Source organism: Pseudorhodobacter sp. MZDSW-24AT (genome assembly GCF_002794355.1).
In the GTDB taxonomy this organism is placed as follows: Bacteria; Pseudomonadota; Alphaproteobacteria; order Rhodobacterales; family Rhodobacteraceae; genus Pseudotabrizicola.
In genome coordinates this window covers 73,428-93,147 of sequence record NZ_PGOI01000012.1, presented here as the reverse complement: position 1 = coordinate 93,147, position 19,720 = coordinate 73,428, and the positions used below count along the sequence as shown (strand labels likewise).

The window sequence follows — 19,720 nt, the reverse complement described above, 5'->3', positions numbered from 1 at the left end:
CAGCGCATGGGGGATTTGCATGATCGTCGAGTTTGGTCACTTTGCCTTGGTTCTGGCCTTGGCGGTTGCGGTGGTGCAGATGGTGGTGCCGATGTGGGGCGCCTATCGGCGCAACGCGGCGCTGATGGCGGTGGCGGAACCGGCGGCGATGATCCAGTTCGTACTGGTGGCGGCAAGCTTTGCGGCCCTGACCTATGCTTTTGTCGTCTCGGACTTTTCCTTGGTTCTGGTGGTGCAGAATTCGCATACGCTGAAGCCGATGCTGTACAAGATTTCTGGCGTTTGGGGCAATCATGAAGGGTCCTTGCTGCTTTGGGCGCTGATCCTTGCGCTGTTTGGGGCCTGTGCGGCGTGGTTTGGCGGCAATCTGCCGCCCACGCTGAAGGCGCGGGTGATTGCGGTACAAGGGTCGATTGGCGTGGCTTTCCTGCTGTTCATGCTGCTGACCTCGAACCCGTTCCTGCGGCTGGCGGTGCCGCCGCTGGACGGGCTGGATCTGAACCCGCTGCTGCAAGATCCCGGTTTGGCCTTTCACCCGCCGTTTCTGTATCTGGGCTATGTGGGCCTGAGCATGGCGTTCAGCTTTGCGGTGGCGGCGCTGATCGAGGGGCGGGTGGATGCGGCATGGGGGCGCTGGGTGCGGCCTTGGACGCTGGCGGCTTGGGTGTTTTTGACCATCGGCATCGCGCTGGGGTCGTGGTGGGCCTATTACGAACTCGGCTGGGGCGGGTTCTGGTTCTGGGACCCGGTGGAGAACGCGTCCTTCATGCCATGGCTTTTGGCGGCGGCCTTGCTGCACAGCGCCATCGTGGTGGAAAAGCGTGAAAGCCTGAAGGCCTGGACCATTCTGCTGGCAATCATGGCCTTCGGCTTTTCACTGATCGGCACTTTCATCGTGCGGTCGGGCGTGATCACTTCGGTGCATTCCTTTGCCAATGACCCCGAGCGCGGAGTGTTCATCCTGATGATCCTTGCGGTGTTCATGGGGGGGGCGCTGACGCTTTTCGCCTTCCGCGCCGGGGTGATGGAGGCCAAGGGGCTGTTTGCGGTGGTCAGCCGCGAGTCGGCCTTGGTGGCGAACAATCTGCTGCTGTCGGTGGCGGCTTTCGTGGTGTTCATCGGCACCATCTGGCCGCTGCTGGCCGAGCTGTTCTTTGGCCGCACGCTGAGCGTGGGGGAGCCGTTCTTCAACGCGGCCTTTTCACCCTTTGCGGTGGCTTTGGCGGTGATCTTGCCGCTGGGGGCGATGATGCCGTGGAAGCGCGGCGAGATTCTGCGCGGGATGCGGCCTTTGCTGCCGGTGGCGCTTTTGGCCTTTGCGCTGGGCACCTTGGTCTGGGCGATGCAGACCGGGCGCACGGCGCTTGGCCCGGTGGGGGTGGCGCTGGGCATCTGGGTGGTGCTGGGCGCGGTGCTGGACCTGTGGAGCCGGACGGGGCGCGGCGCGTTCGCGGGGCGGATGGCGCGTCTGGGGCGGCTGCCGCGCGCCGATTGGGGCAAGGTCACGGCGCATGCGGGCCTTGGGATCACCATTTTCGCGGTCTGCGCCATGCTGGCCTGGAAGACCGAAGACATCCGCATCGTGCAAGAGGGCGGCAGCTATCCGCTGGGGTCCTATGAGGTGACGCTGCAATCGGTGGATGAGGTGCAGGGGCCGAATTACTCCAGCACCATGGCCACCATGATCGTGCGGCGGGACGGTGCGCTGGTGGCGACGCTGACGCCGGAAAAGCGCTTCTATCCGGTGCAAGGGATGCCGACGACCGAGGCGGCGATCGATTACGGCTTCTGGCGCGACATCTATCTGGTGATCGGCGATCCGCAGGCCAATGGCGGCTATGCGGTGCGCTCTTACATCGAGCCCTTTGCCAATTGGCTGTGGGCAGGGTGCCTGATCATGGCCTTTGGGGGCTTGCTGAGCCTGACGGATCGTCGCTACCGGGTGGCGGCGGGGGCCAGCCGCCGCTCGGCCGCGGTTCCGGCGGAGTGAGGGGCATGAAGCGCATCCTTCTGGGGCTTATGCTGGCCTTTGCCCCGATGGCGCCGGTCCATGCGGTGCAACCCGATGAGGTGCTGGCCGATCCGGGGCTGGAGGCGCGGGCGCGCGCGATCAGCCGCAACCTGCGCTGCCCGGTCTGTCAGGGCGAGTCGATCGACGATTCCAACGCGCCGATCAGCCGCGATCTGCGGCTGGTGGTGCGCGAGCGGATCATGGCGGGTGACAATGACGCCGAGGTGCTGGATTTCGTGGTCAGCCGCTATGGCGAATTCGTGCTGTTCAATCCGCGTGCCGAAGGCGCGAACCTGATCCTGTGGCTGGCCGGTCCGGCCGTGCTGTTGCTGGGCGGGATCGGCGCCTTTGCCTATGTCCGCAGACGTGGGCAGGCGGCGCCGGCACCCGCGACGCTCAGCGCGGAAGAGCAGGCGCGGCTGCGCGATCTCTTGGGCAAGTGACGCGGCGTTTGGGCTTTTCTTGCCATCGCGCGCGTGGCTAGTCTTTGCGCGGCACGAGGCAGGGGGAGCAGATGGACTATCAGACAATCCGCGTAACGGCGACAGGCGGCGTGGCCACCCTCACGCTGAACCGGCCCGAGGTGATGAATGCGCTGTCCAGCCAGATGCGGGCAGAGCTGCTGGATGCCTTTCGCGCGGCGGAAAAGACCGCGCGGGTGATCGTGCTGACCGGGGCGGGGCGGGCCTTCTGCTCGGGTCAGGATCTGGGCGACCGGGCGCGGATCGCCGAGATCGATCTGGAGCGAACGCTGCGCGACGAATATGAACCGCTGTTGCGCGCCATCATGGACTGCGCGGTGCCGGTGATCGCGGCGGTGAACGGGCCAGCGGCAGGGGCGGGGGCCAATCTGGCGCTGGCCTGCGATGTGGTGATCGCGGCAGAGAGCGCCAGTTTCATTCAGGCCTTCACCCGCATCGGCCTGATGCCGGATGCGGGCGGCACCTATTGGTTGCCGCGTCAGGTGGGCTTTGCCCGCGCCATGGGGGCGATGCTCTTTGCCGACAAGATCAGCGCGCGGCAGGCGGCGGAGTGGGGGATGATCTGGGAAGCGGTGGCGGATGATGCCTTTGCCGACCATATCACGGCCCGCGCCGGGGCCTTGGCCACAGGGCCGACGGTGGCCTATCGCGGCGTGAAACAGGCGCTGCGGCAAAGCTCCAGCAATGATCTTGACGCGCAACTGGCGCTCGAGGCGCAGCTTCAAGGCGCCTGCGGCCAGACCCGCGACTTCATGGAAGGCGTGGTGGCCTTTCTGGAAAAACGCCCCGCCGCTTTTGAGGGGCGCTAGGCGCCGCCCCCCCCCGCACACACATCACGGGGGGGCGGGCCTTCGCGGCTGGCCTCAGCCGCCGTTGCCTTCTGGCGCGGTCGCAGGGCAAGGCTGCAACAGGCGGATGCCGCGTTCGGTCATGATCACCACAACCTCGGGCGCCGCCTCGCCTTCCACCCCCAGCAAGGGCGCGCGGGCGGCCAAGACGCGGCCCACCGGCTCTGCCATCCCTTCTTCGGTCATGGTGCCTTCAAACAGCAGCGCGTTCAGACCACGCACGCTTTGCGCGTCATCCAGCCGGATCGCGCCGCCTTCGCCGCCGGGGAAATAGCTTTCGCGGTCATAGCGGGCCTCGGCATAGGCGCCGCATTGCTCGGGCTTGCCGTAATCGGCATAGGTTTCCGCCGAAAGCGGCGCGGCACAGAGCGCGGTGGCGGCAAACAACACCAGCTTCCGCATCACAGCCCCCGCGACAGCGCTGCCACACCCGTGCGGGCAATCTCGCGCAGGCCCAAGGGGCGCATCAGCTCGGCAAAGCTGTCGATCTTTTCCGGCGTGCCGGTCATCTCGAACACAAAGGATTCCAGCGTGCTGTCCACCACATGGGCGCGGAAGATCTCGGCCAGACGCAAGGCCTCGATCCGGTGCTCGCCCTTGCCCGCCACCTTGAACAGCGCCAGCTCGCGCTGCACCGAAGGCCCTTCTTCGGTCAGATCATGCACGTCATGCACGGGCACGATGCGGGCCAGCTGCGCCTTGATCTGCGCGATGATCTGCGGCGTGCCGCGTGTCACGATGGTGATGCGGCTCAGATGCCCGGTGTGGTCGGTCTCGGCCACGGTCAGGCTCTCGATATTGTAGCCCCGACCCGAAAACAGCCCGATCACCCGCGCCAGCACACCGGGTTCGTTGTCGACGATCACCGCAAGCGTATGCGCTTCGATCACCTCGGCATAGGGATCGCGCAGGTCATAGGCGGAATGGCTGGTGGAGCCTTGTTTGATATTGAGCGGCGACATGGGCCTGCCCTTTCATCTGTTCATAAATATCCTGGGGGTCCGGGGGCAAAGCCCCCGGGAGTTCAGCAAAAGATCACGCCTCCGGCGTCACACCAGAACGGCGCCCTTGGCCCCGATCACGCCTTGGGTATCGGCATCGCCAAGCAGCATCTCGTTGTGCGGTTTGCCCGAGGGGATCATCGGGAAGCAGTTTTCGTGCTTTTCCACCAGACAGTCAAAGATCACCGGGCCGTCATAGCGGATCATCTCCAGGATCGCGTCGTCCAGATCCTTGGGATCACTGACCTTGATGCCCTTGCAGCCAAAGGCTTCGGCCAGTTTCACGAAATCGGGCAGGGATTCCGACCAGGACTGCGAATAGCGCTCGCCGTGCAAAAGCTCTTGCCACTGGCGCACCATGCCAAGGCGTTCGTTGTTCAGGATGAACTGTTTCACGGGCGCGCGGAACTGCATGGCGGTGCCCATTTCCTGCATGTTCATCAGCCAGCTTGCCTCACCGGCGACGTTGATCACCAGCGCCTCCGGGTGGGCGATCTGCACGCCGATGGAGGCAGGCAGGCCATAGCCCATGGTGCCAAGCCCGCCGCTGGTCATCCAGCGGTTCGGGTCTTCAAAGCCAAGGAATTGCGCCGCCCACATCTGATGCTGACCGACTTCGGTGGTGATATAGCGGTCCATGCCCTTGGTCAGGGCTTCCAGCCTTTCCAGCGCGTATTGCGGTTTGATGATGCTGGTCGAGTTCTTGTAGGTCAGGCATTTCACCGCGCGCCAGTCGTTGATCTGCGCCCACCATTTGGCCAGACCTTCCTTGTTGACCTTTCGCCCGCGCGATTTCCAGATCCGCAGCAGGTCTTCCAGCACGTGGCCGACATCGCCCAGGATCGGCACATCGACGCGGATCACCTTGTTGATGCTCGACGCATCGATGTCGATATGCGCCTTGCGCGAGTTCGGGCTGAAATCCTTGAGCCGGCCGGTGATGCGGTCGTCAAAGCGGGCGCCGATGTTGATCATCAGGTCGCAGCCATGCATCGCGAGGTTGGCTTCATAAAGCCCGTGCATCCCCAGCATCCCCAGCCAGTTCTTGCCGCTGGCCGGATAGGCGCCCAGACCCATCAGGGTGGAGGTGACGGGAAAGCCGGTGGCCTCGGCCAGTTCGCGCAAGAGCTGGCTTGCGGCGGGGCCCGAGTTGATGACGCCGCCGCCGGTGTAAAGGATCGGGCGTTCGGCGGTTTCGATCATTTCCACCAGACGGGTGATCTGGTCGATGTCGCCTTTCAGCTTGGGCTGGTAATGGCCGGTCTTGATCTTTTCCTTCACCACATAATCCGAAGTGGCAAATTGCACATCCTTGGGGATGTCGATGAGCACCGGGCCGGGGCGGCCCGACCGTGCGACATGGAAGGCCTGATGGATGGTCGAGGACAGGTTGGCAGTGTCTTTCACCAGCCAGTTCATCTTGGTGCAAGGGCGGGTGATGCCCACGGTGTCGGCCTCTTGGAAGCCATCGGTGCCGATCATGAAGGTGGGCACCTGGCCGGTCAGCACCACCAGCGGGATCGAATCCATCAGCGCATCCACCAGCCCTGTCACCGCGTTGGTGGCGCCGGGGCCCGAGGTCACCAAGGCCACGCCCACCTTGCCGGTCGAGCGCGCATAGCCTTCGGCCATGTGGATGGCGCCCTGTTCGTGGCGGACAAGGATGTGGCGGATGTCGTTTTGCTGAAAGATCTCGTCATAGATCGGCAGGACCGCACCGCCCGGGTAGCCAAAGACCACTTCGACGCCCTGATCCTTCAGCGCCTGCACCACCATCCGGGCACCTGTCATCGCCTGTGTCATCGTTCGTTTCTCCGCCTGTGCCAGTCTTCTCTGGTGTGTCGCAACAAAAAGCCCCCGGGGTTTCCGGGGGCGCATGGGAACCTGTTATGGTCAACCGTTACCGGCCCATGCGCCAAAAACCCCCAAGTACGAGAATATGCAGCATTGCTGCCCCCTCAAATCCTTACGCGGGGCAAACTAGGCGCGCGTCTTGGGGGCGTCAACAGCAAAAATCCAAATAAAGTGTCGCCAGATGCCGGTATTTTTGGTTTTTTATTACGTTTTGGTGATCGGTGTGGAAATTTTTGGAACAATGACGCGTTTCACAAGATTTCTCTTGCCCTGAGTCGCAAGAATAACCCCGCCGGTGCCGGGCACGGGCGGGGTGACATGCGCCGGAAGGGGCCGCAAGGTCAGGTCATGATCAGGGCGACATAGCCTGCGTAGATCGCCAAGAGCGCCGCGCCCGCAAGCCGTGGGATGCCCTTGAGCAGCACCGCGAAGGCCACCAGCAGCAGGGCAGTGCCTGCGACCCAAGGCATGTCGGCGGCGGCAAAGCGCGGGTCGGCCGGAATGGGGGTGATGAGCGCCGTGATGCCGAGGATCGAGAAGATGTTGAAGATGTTCGATCCGATGACATTGCCCACGGCGATTTCGGTTTGCTTGCGGAACGCGGCGATCACGCTGGTGGCCAGTTCCGGCAGGCTGGTGCCGACGGCCACGACGGTGAGGGCGATCACCGCTTCGGAGACGCCAAAGGACTGCGCGATCAGGGTGGCATTGTCGACCAGCAGCCGCGCGCCGATCACCAGAACGATCAACCCGCCGATGGTTTGGGCGAGGGCGATGGGCATCTTGGCGGGGGGTGCTTCGTCCAGATCAGGTTCTTCTTTGCCGAGGACGAAGGCCATGACCATGAAGATGGTCAGGCCCACCAGCAGGATCACGCCATCCAGACGCGAGATCACGCCATCGAGCAGCATGATCCAGAGGCCGGCGGTGGCCAGCACCATGATGCCAAGGTCACGCCAGACCTTGCGCAGCGGGATCATCAGCGCGGCGATGGCGGCCGAGGTGCCAAGGATCAGCAGGATGTTGGCGACGTTCGAGCCCAGAACATTGCCAATGGCAATGGCGGGCTGGCCGGCAAGTGCGGCCTGAACCGAGACCAGAAGCTCGGGCGCGGAGGTGCCAAAGCCCACGATGGTAAGGCCGATCACCATGGGGGAGAGATTGAAGTGACGGGCAATGTTCGATGCGCCGCGCACCAAGTATTCGCCGCCAAGGAAAAGGGCGACGAGGCCGATGCAGAACAGAAGATAGGTCAAGTTGGCGTCCCCGTTGGTAAAGCTCTGGCCGGATGAGTGGTGGCCATGACTTTGGTGTGATGGCTCAAATTGCAAGGGGTTGGGGGCAAGTTCCCTCTTGGATGCAGCTTTTAGCGCTGTGGTGTTGCCTGCGAGGCAAAGGTGGCAAGGAGGTGGCGGGCGTGGTCCGGTTCGGCCTGCCAGCACGAGGCGATTTCCCATGCCAGATGGGCGGCGGTCATCGGGGCAGGCACATCTGCGCTGAAGGTCAGGTCCAGAAAGGCCAAGTCGATGCGGGCTTCGTCCCAATCGATCAGGCAGGGGCCGGTGGGAGTCAGGATGACATTGCCGGGGCCTAGATCGCCGTGGATGGCCTGTGTCGGGCCGAATGCAGCGGCGGCCCAAGCGGTGCGCAAGCGGGCCAGCACATCTGTCGGCAGGGTGCTGAGGTCCGTGTCGCCGCTGCGGGTCCGGGTCAGCAGGTCGCGCAGGCTGGCAAAGCCGGGGCGCTGCGGCAGCTGCGGGCAAAGCCGGTGGAAGGCATGGATCTGGGGCGCAAGCGCCCGCATATCGGCGGCGGTGGCGGCGCGGCCCGTCACCAAAGGTTCCGCTGTCCAGCCATGCTGCACGAGCTGCCCATCAGGGCCGGGACGCAGGGGCGGCACCTGGAACCCGGCGGCGCGGGCGGCGGCATGAAGCGGGGTGAGCCAGCGGATCTGATCTTCGCTGCGTCGGGTGGATTTGGCGACCACCGCGCCAGTCGGACCTTCGCAGAGCCAGACGATGTTGCGATGCCCGCCGGTCAACGGCTGCCTTGGCGTCAGGCCAAGGGGAGCGGGCGGGACGGGCCTGTCAGGCAGGGTCAACGCCCGTGCCCCGTGCCTTGCAAGACGCCATGTTCCATCGCATAGCGCGTGAGGCCGGCGGTTGAGGCAATGCCGAGCTTGCGCTTGATGTTCTTGCGGTGGGTTTCCACCGTGCGCACCGAGATGTTGAGCGCGAGCGCCACTTCCTTGTTGGATCTGCCCTGTGCCAGTTCCAGCAGGATGGTCTGTTCGCGGCTGGTCAAGGGTTCGCGCGCATCTTCGGCAAGCGGCTTGAGGCTGTCGCTGGCCCCGGTGCAAAGGTAGCGGCGGCCTTGCATCACTGTGTCGATCGCGAGCTTCACCTCTTCGGTGGGCACATCCTTGAGCAGATAGCCCATCGCGCCATGGCTGAGCGCGGTGGAGATGTATTCGGGGCTGTCATGCATCGACAAGATCAGGATGCGGGTGTCGGGGCGGTTTTCCAGAATGATCTCGGTCGCGGTCAGGCCGCTGACCTGTGGCATGTTGAGATCAAGCAGGATGACATCCGGATCAAGCTCGGCCACACGGTCGATGGCTTGGCGTCCGTTGCACAGGGTGCCGACGACGTGGATGTCGTCATAGGTTTCCAGAATGGCGCGGATGCCTGCGGCCACCATCGGGTGATCGTCGACGATCAGCACACGGGTCTGGCTGGAATCGGTCATGCTTGCGCCTCTGCGGTTTCGGTGGGGGGCAGCATGTGCGAGAGCGGCACCTGCGCCTCGATCAGCGTTCCGCTGCGGGTGGACAAGATCCGCAGCGTGCCGTCAAGCCGCTCCATGCGTTCGGCCATGTTGCGCAGGCCCAGCCCTTCGCGCCGGGTCGCGGGCATCCCGTGGCCATTGTCTTCGATGCGCACCACAGCGCCCGTCTTGGTGCCGCGCACCAGCATCTTGACGCGGGTGGCGCCGGAGTGGCGTTCGATATTGGTCAGCGCCTCTTGGGCGATGCGGTAGAGGGCGATCTTGGCTTCGGGGTCAAGCCGGTTGCGGAAGGGGTTGGTGACATAATCGACCGTGATGCCGGTGCGGCGGCCGAATTCTTCGGCCAGAGATTGCAGGGCGGGGCCAAGGCCCAGATCATCCAGCACGCCGGGGCGCAGGTCGCGGCTGATGCGGCGCACCTCTTGAATGGCGCCGTTCAGGTTTTCGATGCCTTGGCCAAGGCTTTCGCCAGCGCGGGCGTCTTGGGTGGCAAGACGGCGGCGGGCGAGTTCGAGCGTGTAGCGCACGCCGACGAGAATCTGGCTGATGCTGTCATGCAATTCGCGCGCGACGCGGCCGCGTTCTTCTTCCTGCGTGTCGAAGATGCGTTGGGTGAGGGCCTTGAGTTTCTGATCGGCCAGCCTGCGCTCACGGAGGTTGAGGATCAGGCCCGAGAAGAAGACGGCCAGCACGGCGGCGGCGGTGATGGCGCCGATGTAGAGAAAGGTGCGGGTGACATGCGTTTCCGTTTCGGCCTGCACCGCGGCGACCGAGGTGAGCACATCATCGATGAAGACGCCGGTTCCGATCGCCCAGCGCCAGTCTTGCAGGCCGATCACATAGGTGATCATCCGGCCGTCGCGCCCGGTGGAGGGTTTGGGCCAGACATAGCTGTGAAAGCCCGCGCCTTGGCGGGCGAGTTCGATCAGGCGGTCGACGACAGGGGTGCCTTCGGGATCATGCAGGCCCGCCCAGCCCCGTTCGATCAGCCATGTCTGGCGGGGGCTGACGAGGTTGCGGCCATCGTAATCATAGACGAAAAAGAAGCCATCGGTGCCATAGGTCATGGCCGCGAGGATCTGCGCGACGCGGGTTTTGGCGTCTTCGTCATCGGGCAGCGCGTTGCCATAGATCGGCCCAAAGGCAGTGCGGGCGATGGAGAGGTAATTCTTCAGCTCGGCGCGTTTGGTGGCGATCAGCTGAGCCTCGAGCACCGCGATTTCGCGTTCGGACATCAGGCGGGCTTCGCGCGTGACGAGCACGGAGAGGATCGCCATGGCGAGCACAAGGGGCAGGGTGGCAAGCAGAAAGACCTTTTGCCCGTAGGTGAGTCTGGATCTGCGGGTGGGATCGGTCATCGGCAGGTCTCGCTTGGCTCTGCGCCAGAGTGCGGGCGGATCGCGACAGGGTCAATCGCGGCCTGTGCGGCAGCGTGCCTGCGGGGCAAAGATTCTTGCGTTGACGCTGGGGCATTCGAAAGATTTATGCGCCTTGCCTGCGCGCTCTCCGTATTTGTAGGTATTTCAGGCGCGACGCGCTCACGCTAGCGTGAGCGGATCGGGATGGTGGAGGCCATCCGGGCGGAAGGTATCATGGGAGGAGAGTGTTGATGGACCGTCGTTCCTTTTTGACGAAGGCTGCGCTGGGCGGGGCGACCGCTGCGGCGGCAAGCACGCTGGCGGCGCCGATGTATGCGCAAGGCAACCGCACGCTGACGCTGGTGACCACTTGGGGACGCGGGCTGGCGGGGGTGCATGACAGCGCCCAGCGCTGCGCCGACATGATCACCGCGCTGACCGATGGGCAGCTGACCGTGGATCTGAAGGCGGCGGGCGAATTGGTGGGCGCCTTCGAGGTGTTTGACGCGGTGACCTCGGGTCAGGCTGACATGTATCACGGGGCGGATTACTATTTCGTGGGCCAGCATCCCGCCTATGCGTTTTTCACCGCAGTGCCGTTTGGCATGACGGCGCAGGAGCTTGCGAACTGGTATTACCACAATGGCGGCATGGAGCTGCATGACGAGCTGGGCCAGATCTTTGGCATCAAGTCTTTCCTTGCGGGCAACACCGGCGCGCAAGGCGGTGGCTGGTTCCGCAAGGAGATCACCGGGCCCGAGGATTTCCAAGGGCTGAAGTTCCGCATGCCGGGCTTGGGCGGTCTGGCCTTGGGCAAGATGGGCGCGAGCGTGCAGAACATTCCGGGCAGCGAGGTCTATCAGGCGCTGTCCTCGGGCGCGATCGATGCGACCGAGTGGATCGGGCCTTGGGCCGATGAGAAGCTGGGCCTGCAGGAGATCACCAAGATCTATTACCCGGCCGGCTTCCACGAGCCGGGGGCGGGCCTGTCGCTGGCGACCAACCGCGATGTCTATGAGAGCCTGACGCCGACGCAGCAGAAGATCATCGAGATCGTCGCGGGCGACGGGCACCAGTGGAACCTGGCGCAGTTCCTGACGCAGAACGGGGCCGCCTTGGCGCGGTTGCAGGCGGCGGGCGTGCGCACGATGGAATTCCCCGAGTCGGTCTGGGATGCCTTTGGCGCGGCGAGCCAGGCGGTGCATGACGAGAACATGGGCGATGAGATCTACAAGAAGGTTTACGACTCGGCGATGGCCTCGATGAAGGCGTCTTCGGCCTGGCTTGCGATCTCGGACGGCACCTATACCGCGCAGCGCGACCGCGTGCTGGGCTGAGCTCGAAGAGGCGGGCGGCGGCAATCCTGCCCGCGCCGCGCAGGGGACCGACCCCGGGGGGATCCTCCCCCCGGACCCCCCTGGGATATTTATGAACAGATGAGAGGGGGCGTCCGGTCTGATGTGAGGGCCGGGGGCTGCCTGCACGGGAGGGGGCGCGGTGATAGACGCGATCTGGTGGGTGCTGGGCCATATCGGCATGGCCTTTGTCAATTTCGGGGTGGCGCTGGCCAATCCGGGGATGTGGCTGAACTGGGCGGACCGTGAGGCGCTGGCGCGCTTTATCTATTACGGCGGCTCGGTTGAGTTCTTCTTCGTGGTTCTGACCGGATTTCTGGTGCTGACGGTGATTGGCCTGGTGGTTCGGCCCTTCATGTGGCGGATGGTGCGCGGGCTGGAGGCGATGGCCAATGGGATCGGGCGCTTTGTGGCCTGGTTTGGTTTGCTGATGGTGTTGCAGCAGATCGTGATCATCTTCTTGCAGCGCATCTTTCGGGTGGCGGCGCTGGAATTCGGGCCGCTGGCGCCTTTTGGCTATCCGCTGCTGCCGGGGCCGTCTTTCGCGCGCGACCTGTCGTGGTGGTCGGAAGAGTTGAAGCTTTACAACGCGATGATCGTTTGCCTTTGCGTGACCTATACCTTTGTGCAAGGCGGCCATGTGCGGGTGGATCTGATCTATGCCAATGTCCGGTTCCGCACCAAGCGGCTGATCGACATGGCGGGCTGTCTGCTGTTCATGATGCCGGCGGCGGTGCTCACTTGGCTGTATTCTTGGTATTTCATGTGGCGGTCTTTGGTCACGCCGAAGGTTTCGGCGAGTGACAAGCTGGAAAGCCTGTTGGCCAAGGCACGCATCTTCAAGTGGAATGTCGAGACGATTGCGTTTTCGCCCAACGGCTTTGATGCCTATTTCCTGTTCAAGCTGTTGATGATCGCCTTTTGCGCGCTGGTGTTCGTGCACGCCTGGGCGTTCTTGTGGCGGTCCTGGCTGGAGTTCGTGGAAGGGCCTGTGGCCGAAGGGCGCTATCTGGACCGGGATGCGCCCGGTGGCAGCGCGCAAGACCTGCAAACGCATTAAGGGACGGAAATTACCATGCTTTTTGGTCTGGACGGCGTTGAGGTCGGTCTGATTATCGTGTTCCTGTGCCTGTTTGGAGGCATCATCTCTGGCTTTCCGGTGGCCTTTGCGATTGGCGGCGCGGGGATCATCGGCTTTGGCATCATTGCCGCGCTGGATTCCGCCGGGGTGCTGGTGCATCAGGCGATTGACACCGGATCGGAGGCCTATCGGGCGCTGGTGGCGCAAGGGGTGGCGGCGATTGACATCACCACCTTCCGATACCCTGACTTGCCCCGCGTGGAGGTGTCCTTGTTCCCGGGCGGTTGGGAACTGGCGATGGACCGCAACCTGAGCTTTATCGTCAACCGGATGAACGAGCGGGTGATTGCAGGCGCGTCGATCGAGACGCTGCTGGCCGTGCTGATGTTCGTGATGATGGGCATCGTGCTGGAGCGGTCAAAGATTGCCAATGATCTGCTGACCACGATGGCGCGGGTGTTCGGGCCGCTTCCGGGGGGCTTGGCGGTTTCGGTGGTGGTGGTGGGCGCGTTTCTGGCGGCCTCGACCGGGATCGTGGGGGCGACGGTGGTGACGATGGGGCTTTTGAGCCTGCCCACCATGCTGCGCGCCGGATACAGCCCGCAATTGGCGACCGGGGTGATTGCGGCAAGCGGGACGCTGGGCCAGATCATCCCGCCGTCGATCGTGATCGTGCTTTTGGGCACGATGGCGGGGGATCTTTATGCGTCGGGTCAGGAGGTGCGGGCGCAGGCGGCGGGCTGCACGGATGCACTGACCTATCTGGGCAAGGCGGCGGTGGTGTCGGTGGGGACGCTGTTTCAGGCGGCGATCCTGCCGGGGCTGCTGCTGGCGGTTCTGTATGCGGTGTATGCCTTTGGCTATGCGGTGGCCAACCCGGCGAAGGCGCCGGCCATTCATGTGGCGGCCGGTGGTGGCCAGATCATCACCCGGCGCGAGGCGACGGTATGGTTTTTGTGGGTGCCGGTGGCGTTGATCGGCGGGTTTCTGATGCTGTCGCAGGTGAACCTGATCGGCTCGCAGGACATGACGGTGGACAGTTTCAGCGAGGCCAGCCAAGGCGCGTCGTTGCGCACCAATGTCAACGAGCAATGCCGGGCGAGCATGATTGCGCTGCACGGGCAAGAGCGCTGGGATGCGGCCGTGGCCGAGCAGGCGGCGATTGCTGCGGCGGGCGGGACCACGCAGGCGCGGGCGCTGACGCCGGAAGAGCGCGAGGCGGCGCGGATCGCGCGGGAGGAAAGCCGGGCGCCGGTGGGCAGTGGGGTGGCGGTGCTGATGCTGCTGGCCGCGCTGACGCTGACCACGGCGCGCGGGCTTGCGCCGATGGCAGAGCATCGGCCGGTGTGGATTGGTCTGGGCGCCGTGGTGATGGCGCTTGCGGTGGATGCGCTGTTCGTCGGGCCGCTGATGTCGCCGGGGCTGAGTCTTTTGTGGCTGGCGCTGCCCTTTGCGGTGGTGGTCTGGGCGATCTGGGCGGCGCTGCCGATGCTGCTGCAAAGCGAGATCCTGCGGGTGGTGTTTCCGCCGCTGGTTCTGGTGGTGGCGGTGCTGGGGTCGATTCTGGGGGGGATCACCAACCCGACGCCGGCGGCAGCGCTGGGCGCGGGGGGGGCGCTGCTCCTTGCGGCCTATCGGCGGTTGCAGGACGAAGGGCGCAGCCCGAGAGTTATTCTGGCGACGTCATTCGCCTTGGTCATCATGCTGTTGGTGGGGGTGAACTTTGACCTGCGTCTGGGGCTTGGCACCACGACGACCGAACAGGTGGTGGCCTTCTGGGTGGCGATGGTGGCCTATAGCTTCACGATGTTCGGCATCCTTTATGCTTGCTGGGTGCTGTGGCGCGGGGCGGTGCTGACATCGGTGGTGCGCGAGACCGCGAAGATCACCAGCATGGTTTTCGCCATTCTGATCGGCAGCCAGATCCTGAACCTTGTGCTGATCAGCTTTGGCGGCGAGCATTACATCCAGAGCTTCCTGCGCAGTTTCGACAATGAGCTGACGGCGTTTCTGATCGTGATGCTGGTGCTGTTCATTCTGGGATTTGTGCTGGATTTTCTGGAGATCATCTACATCGTGGTGCCGATCGTGGGGCCGGTGATCTATGGCGGCACCTTTGACCCAAGCTGGGTCACCATCATGATCACGGTGAACCTGCAAACCAGTTTCCTGACCCCGCCCTTCGGCTTTGCGCTGTTCTACTTGCGCGGGGTGGCGCCCAAGGAGGTGACGACGCGGCATATCTATACCGGGGTGGTCCCCTTTGTGCTGATCCAGCTTGGGGCGTTGCTGCTGCTGTATTTCGCGCCATGGATCGTGACGATCGTGCCGCGCCTGCTGGGCTGAGCGCGCGGGTCTGTGTGGCGAGGCAAGGCCAAGCAACAAAACGCCGGGGCGCCGCGCCGGGACAAACAGCGCTGCCAAAGCGCTTTGGGCTGTGATACTCCGCTGCCGTGAGCGCAAGCAAGGAGGGAATCGCCATGGCGATCCGGGTGACGGTTTGGGGCGAAAACGTCCATGAGCGGAAGAACAAGGTGGTGGCGGACATCTACCCCAAGGGGATGCACACGGCGATTGCCGATGCGCTGAACCGCGATGCGGGCGTGACGGCTTCGACGGTCACGCTGCAGGACCCCGATCATGGGATGACGGCGGAAAAGCTGGCCGAAACCGATGTGCTGATCTGGTGGGGCCATGCGGCGCATGGCGATGTATCGGATGAGGTGGTGGAGCGTGTGTGCAATGCGGTCTGGTCGGGCATGGGCGCGATTTTCCTGCATTCGGCGCATTTCGCGAAGCCCTTCAAGCGCTTGATGGGCGCGCCGTGCAACCTGACGTGGCGTGAGGCCGGGGAGCGGGAACGGATCTGGCTGACCAGCCGCAACCATCCGATTGCCGCCGGGCTGCCCGATCACTTTGAGCTTGAGCATGAGGAAATGTATGGCGAGCCGTTTGGCGTGCCAGAGCCGATGGAGACGGTGTTCGTGTCATGGTTCCAAGGCGGCGAGGTGTTCCGCTCGGGCCTGACCTACAAGCGCGGCGCCGGGTCGGTGTTCTATTTCCGCCCGGGGCATGAAACCTATCCCACCTATCACGATGCCAATGTGCAGCGGGTGATCCTGAACGCGGTGAAATGGGCGCATAATCCGGCGGCGCGGCTGGCCGATCCGTCGGCGGCCCCGAATGTGCCGGTGGATCAGGCGCTGGAGCCGATCGAAGAGCGCGGCCCGCGTCTGCACCATGACGGCGAGGAGGGGTTCCGGTGACCATACGGCTTTTGATCCTCGGCACCGGGGGCATGGCGCAGAACCATGCCGAAGGCTTTGGGGCGATGGAAGGGGTGCAGCTGGTGGCGGGGGTGGACACCCGGCCGCAGCAGTTGGCGGCGTTTTGTGAAAAGCACGGGATCGCGCAGGGCTTTGGCTCGGTGGCCGAGGCGATTGCCTGGGGTGAGTTCGATGCGGTGACCAATGTCACGCCGGATGCGGCGCATTTTGCCACCACGCTGCCGATGCTGGAGGCGGGCAAGCATGTGCTGTGCGAAAAGCCGCTGGCAACCCATGCTGCCGATGCCGAGGCGATGGCGCAGGCGGCGGCGGCTGCGGGTGTCGTGAACATGGTGAACCTGAGCTATCGCAACGGGGCGGCCTTGCAAAAGGCGGCGCAAATGGTCGCCGAGGGCGCCATCGGGCGCATCCGGCATTTCGAGGCATCCTACCTGCAAAGCTGGCTGACGCAGCCCGCTTGGGGCGAATGGTCCGAGCAGCCGCAATGGCTGTGGCGGCTGTCCACCGCGCATGGGTCGAAGGGCGTGCTGGGGGATGTGGGCATCCATATCCTTGACTTCGCCACTTTCATCGCGGGCGAGGCGGCGGTGGATGTTTCGGCGCGGCTGGCGACCTTTGACAAGGCGCCGGGGGGGCAGATCGGGGAATACAGGCTGGACGCGAATGACAGCGCCACGATGCAAATCCGGCTGGAAGGCGGCGCCTTGGGCGTGGTGCACACCACACGTTTTGCCACCGGGCACATGAATGATCTGCGCTTGCGTCTTTATGGCGATCAGGGCGGGATTGAGGTCAGTTTCGAGAACAACATCAGCCGCTTGCGGGCCTGTGTGGGGGCGGATCGTCTGACCGCCACTTGGGCCGAAGTGGAGTGCCCCGCCACGCCTTCGGTCTATGAGCGCTTCATCGCGGCCATTCGCGGCCAAGGTCTGGCGGTGCCGGATTTCGCGCGCGGTGCCATGCTGCAACGGCTTTTGGACCGTGCCGAGGAAAGCGCCCAGCGTGGCGGGCTGGTGCTGCCGGTCTGACAGTTTCGACCGGTAAACATCCCGGGGGGAGCGGGGGGCTGGCCCCCCCGTTTTCTGCCGGGTGGCCCGGCGCAACCGTCCCGGCGGTTGCGCTGACCAAGGCCCGCGTGTATCACGCGGCAAAGCGTTTTCGTGCTGAGGAGACATCGTATGCGTCGGGTCGTTGTGACAGGTCTGGGGATGGTGACACCGCTTGCCTGCGGGGTCGAAGAGACCTGGAGCCGGTTGTTGGCCGGGCAATCCGGCGCGGGGCCGATCACGCGCTTTGACCCGAGCAATGTGGTCACGCAATATGCTTGCGAGATTCCGCTGGGCGATGGCAGCGACGGCACCTTCAACCCCGACGACTGGATGGAGCCGAAAGACCGCCGCAAGGTGGACGATTTCATCCTGTATGGCATGGCCGCCGCCACCCAAGCTGTGCGCGATTCCGGCTGGGTGCCCCAGACCGAAGAGGAAAAGGAGCGCACCGGCGTGATGATCGGCTCTGGGATCGGCGGGCTGTCGTCGATTGCCGAAACGGCCGTGCTGATCAAGGAAAAGGGCCCCAAGCGGGTGTCGCCCTTCTTTATCCCCGGCGCGCTGATCAATCTGGTGTCGGGGCAGGTGAGCATCCGCTTTGGCTTCAAGGGGCCGAACCATGCGGTGGTGACGGCCTGCTCCACCGGGGCCCATGCGATTGGCGATGCGGCCCGGCTGATCATGCTGGGCGATGCCGATGTGATGGTGGCGGGCGGCGCGGAAAGCCCGATCAGCGAGATCGGGATTGCCGGGTTCAACGCCTGCAAGGCGCTTTCCACCAAGCGCGCCGATGATCCGGCACGCGCCAGCCGGCCCTATGACGCGGACCGCGACGGGTTCGTGATGGGCGAAGGCGCGGGCGTGGTGGTGCTGGAAGAGTATGAACATGCCAAGGCGCGCGGGGCAAAGATCTATGCCGAGGTGCTGGGCTATGGCCTGTCGGGCGACGCCTATCACATCACCGCCCCGTCGGAGGATGGCGACGGCGGCTATCGCAGCATGGCGGCGGCGCTGAAGCGGGCGGGTTTGCAGCCCTCGGACATCGATTACATCAATGCGCATGGCACCAGCACGATGGCGGACACCATCGAGTTGGGGGCGGTGGAGCGGCTGATGGGCGATGCGGCGGCGGGGGCGACGATGTCTTCGACCAAATCGAGCATCGGGCATCTTCTGGGGGCGGCGGGTGCTGTAGAGGCGATTTTCTGCATCCTTGCCATCCGCGATCAGGTCGCGCCGCCGACGATCAATCTGGACACACCGGCGGTGACGCCAAAGCTGGATCTGGCGCCGAACGCGGCGCGGCATCGCAAGATTGATGTGGCGCTGTCGAACTCCTTTGGCTTTGGCGGCACCAATGCCAGCCTTGTCGTCGGCAAGGTGCGCTGAGGGATGTGGCGGTCGGTCGCGTCGAATGCACTGACATTGTTCATCGTGCTGCTGGTGATGGCAGCCGGGCTTTTGGCTTGGGGGCGTGAGCAATACACCGGGCCGGGGCCTTTGACCGATGCGATCTGCTTCCGCGTCGAGCGCGGGGCGTCCTTGAGTTCGGTCAGCCGGGCGCTGGAAGCGCAAGGTGCGGTGTCGGATGCGCGGATCTTCCGCATTGGGGCCGATTATTCGGACAAGGCGCAACTGCTTAAGTTCGGCAGCTATCTGCTGTCTCCGGGTGCGTCGATGGTGGATGTGCTGGATTCGATCACCACCAGCGGGCAATCGACCTGCGGGCGCGAGGTGAACTTCCGCATCGGGGTGAACAGCGCCGATGTGGTGCTGCGTGAGCTGGACGCCGCGACCAACCGCTATGTCGAGGTGGTGAAATTCGATCCGGCCGCTGAAGCGAAGCCGCAAGCCTATGTGGACGTGGTCGAAGAGTCGGATCTGCGCTTCCGGGTGACTTTGGCCGAAGGCGTGACAAGCTGGCAGGTGGTGGATGCGCTCAAGCGCGCGGATTTCCTGACCGGCGAGGTGGCGGAGGTGCCGCCAGAAGGCAGCCTTGCGCCCGACAGTTATGAGGTCGACAAAGGCTCGGACCGGGGAGCCTTGCTCGCGCGGATGACCGCGGCGCAAGAACAGATTCTGGCGACACTTTGGGCCAGCCGGGCAGAGGGCTTGCCCTATGCTTCGCCGCAAGAGGCGCTGATCATGGCCTCGATTGTCGAGAAGGAAACCGGGGTGGCCGAAGAGCGGCGGCAGGTGGCGAGTGTGTTTGTCAACCGGCTGGAGCGCGGGATGCGGTTGCAGACCGACCCGACGGTGATTTACGGCATCACATTGGGGCAGGGCGTGCTGGGGCGTGGCATTCGGCAAAGCGAGTTGCGGCGCGAGACGCCCTATAACACCTATGTCATCGACGGGATGCCACCGACGCCGATCGCCAATCCGGGGCGGTTGAGCATCGAGGCGGCGCTGAACCCTGACTCCACGGATTACATCTTCTTCGTGGCCGATGGCACCGGCGGGCACGCCTTTGCGGTGACGCTGCAAGAGCATAACGCCAATGTCGCACGCTGGCGCGAGATCGAGCGTCAGCGCGGCCAAGAGGGCCAGACCGGGGTGCAGGGGGAGTGAACCCCTGTTGCCAAGGTTAGCAAAAGGTTAACGTGG

Annotated in this window: 17 protein-coding genes; 10 read left to right on the top strand and 7 right to left on the bottom strand. The window is 64.3% G+C overall.

The genetic code is table 11. The annotated features are described in order from the left end of the window. Positions 1-19: 19 nt before the first annotated feature. The 3 genes from CUR21_RS16000 (at position 20) to CUR21_RS15990 (ending at position 3,302) form a co-directional block, all read left to right on the top strand. Positions 20-1,990 carry a heme lyase CcmF/NrfE family subunit gene (locus CUR21_RS16000; RefSeq protein WP_100198072.1) on the top strand — a complete coding sequence of 657 codons (1,971 nt, stop codon included), beginning with the start codon at positions 20-22 and terminating at the stop codon, positions 1,988-1,990. Positions 1,991-1,995: 5 nt separating this feature from the next. Beyond that, positions 1,996-2,454, top strand: a complete 459-nt coding sequence (locus tag CUR21_RS15995) for a cytochrome c-type biogenesis protein (protein WP_100198071.1) — start codon at positions 1,996-1,998, stop codon at positions 2,452-2,454. Positions 2,455-2,525: 71 nt separating this feature from the next. Beyond that, positions 2,526-3,302, top strand: coding sequence for an enoyl-CoA hydratase-related protein (locus CUR21_RS15990; RefSeq protein ID WP_100198070.1), 777 nt, complete (start codon positions 2,526-2,528; stop codon positions 3,300-3,302). Between the two features lie 54 nt (positions 3,303-3,356). Here the strand turns inward: CUR21_RS15990 and CUR21_RS15985 are convergent, their stop codons facing one another. The 7 genes from CUR21_RS15985 to CUR21_RS15955 form a co-directional block, all read right to left on the bottom strand. Beyond that, the gene (locus CUR21_RS15985) at positions 3,357-3,743 is read right to left on the bottom strand and encodes a hypothetical protein (protein ID WP_100198069.1); all 387 of its coding nucleotides are present in this window, start codon (positions 3,741-3,743) and stop codon (positions 3,357-3,359) included. Continuing rightward, a complete protein-coding gene (gene ilvN / locus CUR21_RS15980; protein ID WP_100198068.1) occupies positions 3,743-4,303 on the bottom strand; it encodes an acetolactate synthase small subunit in 561 nt (186 codons plus the stop codon). The genes CUR21_RS15985 and ilvN overlap by 1 nt, the downstream gene beginning before the upstream one ends. Positions 4,304-4,390: 87 nt before the next feature. Continuing rightward, on the bottom strand, positions 4,391-6,145 hold the full coding sequence (locus tag CUR21_RS15975) for an acetolactate synthase 3 large subunit (protein WP_100198067.1): 1,755 nt from the start codon (positions 6,143-6,145) through the stop codon (positions 4,391-4,393). A 392-nt stretch (positions 6,146-6,537) separates the two neighbouring features. Then, a complete protein-coding gene (locus CUR21_RS15970) occupies positions 6,538-7,452 on the bottom strand; it encodes a calcium/sodium antiporter (RefSeq protein WP_100198066.1) in 915 nt (304 codons plus the stop codon). Between the two features lie 110 nt (positions 7,453-7,562). Then, a complete protein-coding gene (locus tag CUR21_RS15965; protein WP_157792042.1) occupies positions 7,563-8,237 on the bottom strand; it encodes a phosphotransferase in 675 nt (224 codons plus the stop codon). 56 nt (positions 8,238-8,293) lie between these two features. Then, complete coding sequence (locus tag CUR21_RS15960) at positions 8,294-8,944, bottom strand: response regulator transcription factor (RefSeq protein WP_100198064.1); 651 nt, start codon at positions 8,942-8,944, stop codon at positions 8,294-8,296. Further along, complete coding sequence (locus tag CUR21_RS15955) at positions 8,941-10,341, bottom strand: cache domain-containing protein (RefSeq protein ID WP_100198063.1); 1,401 nt, start codon at positions 10,339-10,341, stop codon at positions 8,941-8,943. The genes CUR21_RS15960 and CUR21_RS15955 overlap by 4 nt, the downstream gene beginning before the upstream one ends. 251 nt (positions 10,342-10,592) lie before the next feature. Between CUR21_RS15955 and CUR21_RS15950 the strand changes: the two genes are divergently transcribed. From CUR21_RS15950 to mltG, 7 genes are all read left to right on the top strand, one after another. Continuing rightward, positions 10,593-11,678 (top strand): TRAP transporter substrate-binding protein, encoded by a 1,086-nt coding sequence (locus tag CUR21_RS15950; RefSeq protein WP_100198062.1) that lies wholly within the window; start codon positions 10,593-10,595, stop codon positions 11,676-11,678. A gap of 199 nt (positions 11,679-11,877) precedes the next feature. Further along, positions 11,878-12,756, top strand: coding sequence for a TRAP transporter small permease subunit (locus CUR21_RS15945; RefSeq protein ID WP_232622841.1), 879 nt, complete (start codon positions 11,878-11,880; stop codon positions 12,754-12,756). Positions 12,757-12,771: 15 nt separating this feature from the next. Then, complete coding sequence (locus CUR21_RS15940; RefSeq protein ID WP_100198060.1) at positions 12,772-15,123, top strand: TRAP transporter large permease subunit; 2,352 nt, start codon at positions 12,772-12,774, stop codon at positions 15,121-15,123. 134 nt (positions 15,124-15,257) lie between these two features. Then, positions 15,258-16,043 (top strand): ThuA domain-containing protein, encoded by a 786-nt coding sequence (locus CUR21_RS15935; protein WP_100198059.1) that lies wholly within the window; start codon positions 15,258-15,260, stop codon positions 16,041-16,043. Beyond that, positions 16,040-17,092 carry a Gfo/Idh/MocA family protein gene (locus CUR21_RS15930; RefSeq protein WP_232622833.1) on the top strand — a complete coding sequence of 351 codons (1,053 nt, stop codon included), beginning with the start codon at positions 16,040-16,042 and terminating at the stop codon, positions 17,090-17,092. The genes CUR21_RS15935 and CUR21_RS15930 overlap by 4 nt, the downstream gene beginning before the upstream one ends. Before the next feature lie 150 nt (positions 17,093-17,242). Further along, a complete protein-coding gene (gene fabF, locus CUR21_RS15925) occupies positions 17,243-18,502 on the top strand; it encodes a beta-ketoacyl-ACP synthase II (RefSeq protein WP_100198058.1) in 1,260 nt (419 codons plus the stop codon). A 3-nt stretch (positions 18,503-18,505) separates the two neighbouring features. Further along, a complete protein-coding gene (mltG, locus tag CUR21_RS15920; protein ID WP_100198057.1) occupies positions 18,506-19,684 on the top strand; it encodes an endolytic transglycosylase MltG in 1,179 nt (392 codons plus the stop codon). Positions 19,685-19,720: the final 36 nt, after the last annotated feature.

What these genes read in the sequence shown, in the direction of transcription:
- CUR21_RS16000 (WP_100198072.1), top strand. Translation starts at nt 20, where the DNA reads ATGATCGTCGAGTTTGGTCACTTTGCCTTGGTTCTGGCCTTGGCGGTT.
- CUR21_RS15995 (WP_100198071.1), top strand. Translation starts at nt 1,996, where the DNA reads ATGAAGCGCATCCTTCTGGGGCTTATGCTGGCCTTTGCCCCGATGGCG.
- CUR21_RS15990 (WP_100198070.1), top strand. Translation starts at nt 2,526, where the DNA reads ATGGACTATCAGACAATCCGCGTAACGGCGACAGGCGGCGTGGCCACC.
- CUR21_RS15985 (WP_100198069.1), bottom strand. Translation starts at nt 3,743, where the DNA reads ATGCGGAAGCTGGTGTTGTTTGCCGCCACCGCGCTCTGTGCCGCGCCG.
- ilvN (WP_100198068.1), bottom strand. Translation starts at nt 4,303, where the DNA reads ATGTCGCCGCTCAATATCAAACAAGGCTCCACCAGCCATTCCGCCTAT.
- CUR21_RS15975 (WP_100198067.1), bottom strand. Translation starts at nt 6,145, where the DNA reads ATGACACAGGCGATGACAGGTGCCCGGATGGTGGTGCAGGCGCTGAAG.
- CUR21_RS15960 (WP_100198064.1), bottom strand. Translation starts at nt 8,944, where the DNA reads ATGACCGATTCCAGCCAGACCCGTGTGCTGATCGTCGACGATCACCCG.
- CUR21_RS15955 (WP_100198063.1), bottom strand. Translation starts at nt 10,341, where the DNA reads ATGACCGATCCCACCCGCAGATCCAGACTCACCTACGGGCAAAAGGTC.
- CUR21_RS15950 (WP_100198062.1), top strand. Translation starts at nt 10,593, where the DNA reads ATGGACCGTCGTTCCTTTTTGACGAAGGCTGCGCTGGGCGGGGCGACC.
- CUR21_RS15945 (WP_232622841.1), top strand. Translation starts at nt 11,878, where the DNA reads ATGGCCTTTGTCAATTTCGGGGTGGCGCTGGCCAATCCGGGGATGTGG.
- CUR21_RS15940 (WP_100198060.1), top strand. Translation starts at nt 12,772, where the DNA reads ATGCTTTTTGGTCTGGACGGCGTTGAGGTCGGTCTGATTATCGTGTTC.
- CUR21_RS15935 (WP_100198059.1), top strand. Translation starts at nt 15,258, where the DNA reads ATGGCGATCCGGGTGACGGTTTGGGGCGAAAACGTCCATGAGCGGAAG.
- fabF (WP_100198058.1), top strand. Translation starts at nt 17,243, where the DNA reads ATGCGTCGGGTCGTTGTGACAGGTCTGGGGATGGTGACACCGCTTGCC.
- mltG (WP_100198057.1), top strand. Translation starts at nt 18,506, where the DNA reads ATGTGGCGGTCGGTCGCGTCGAATGCACTGACATTGTTCATCGTGCTG.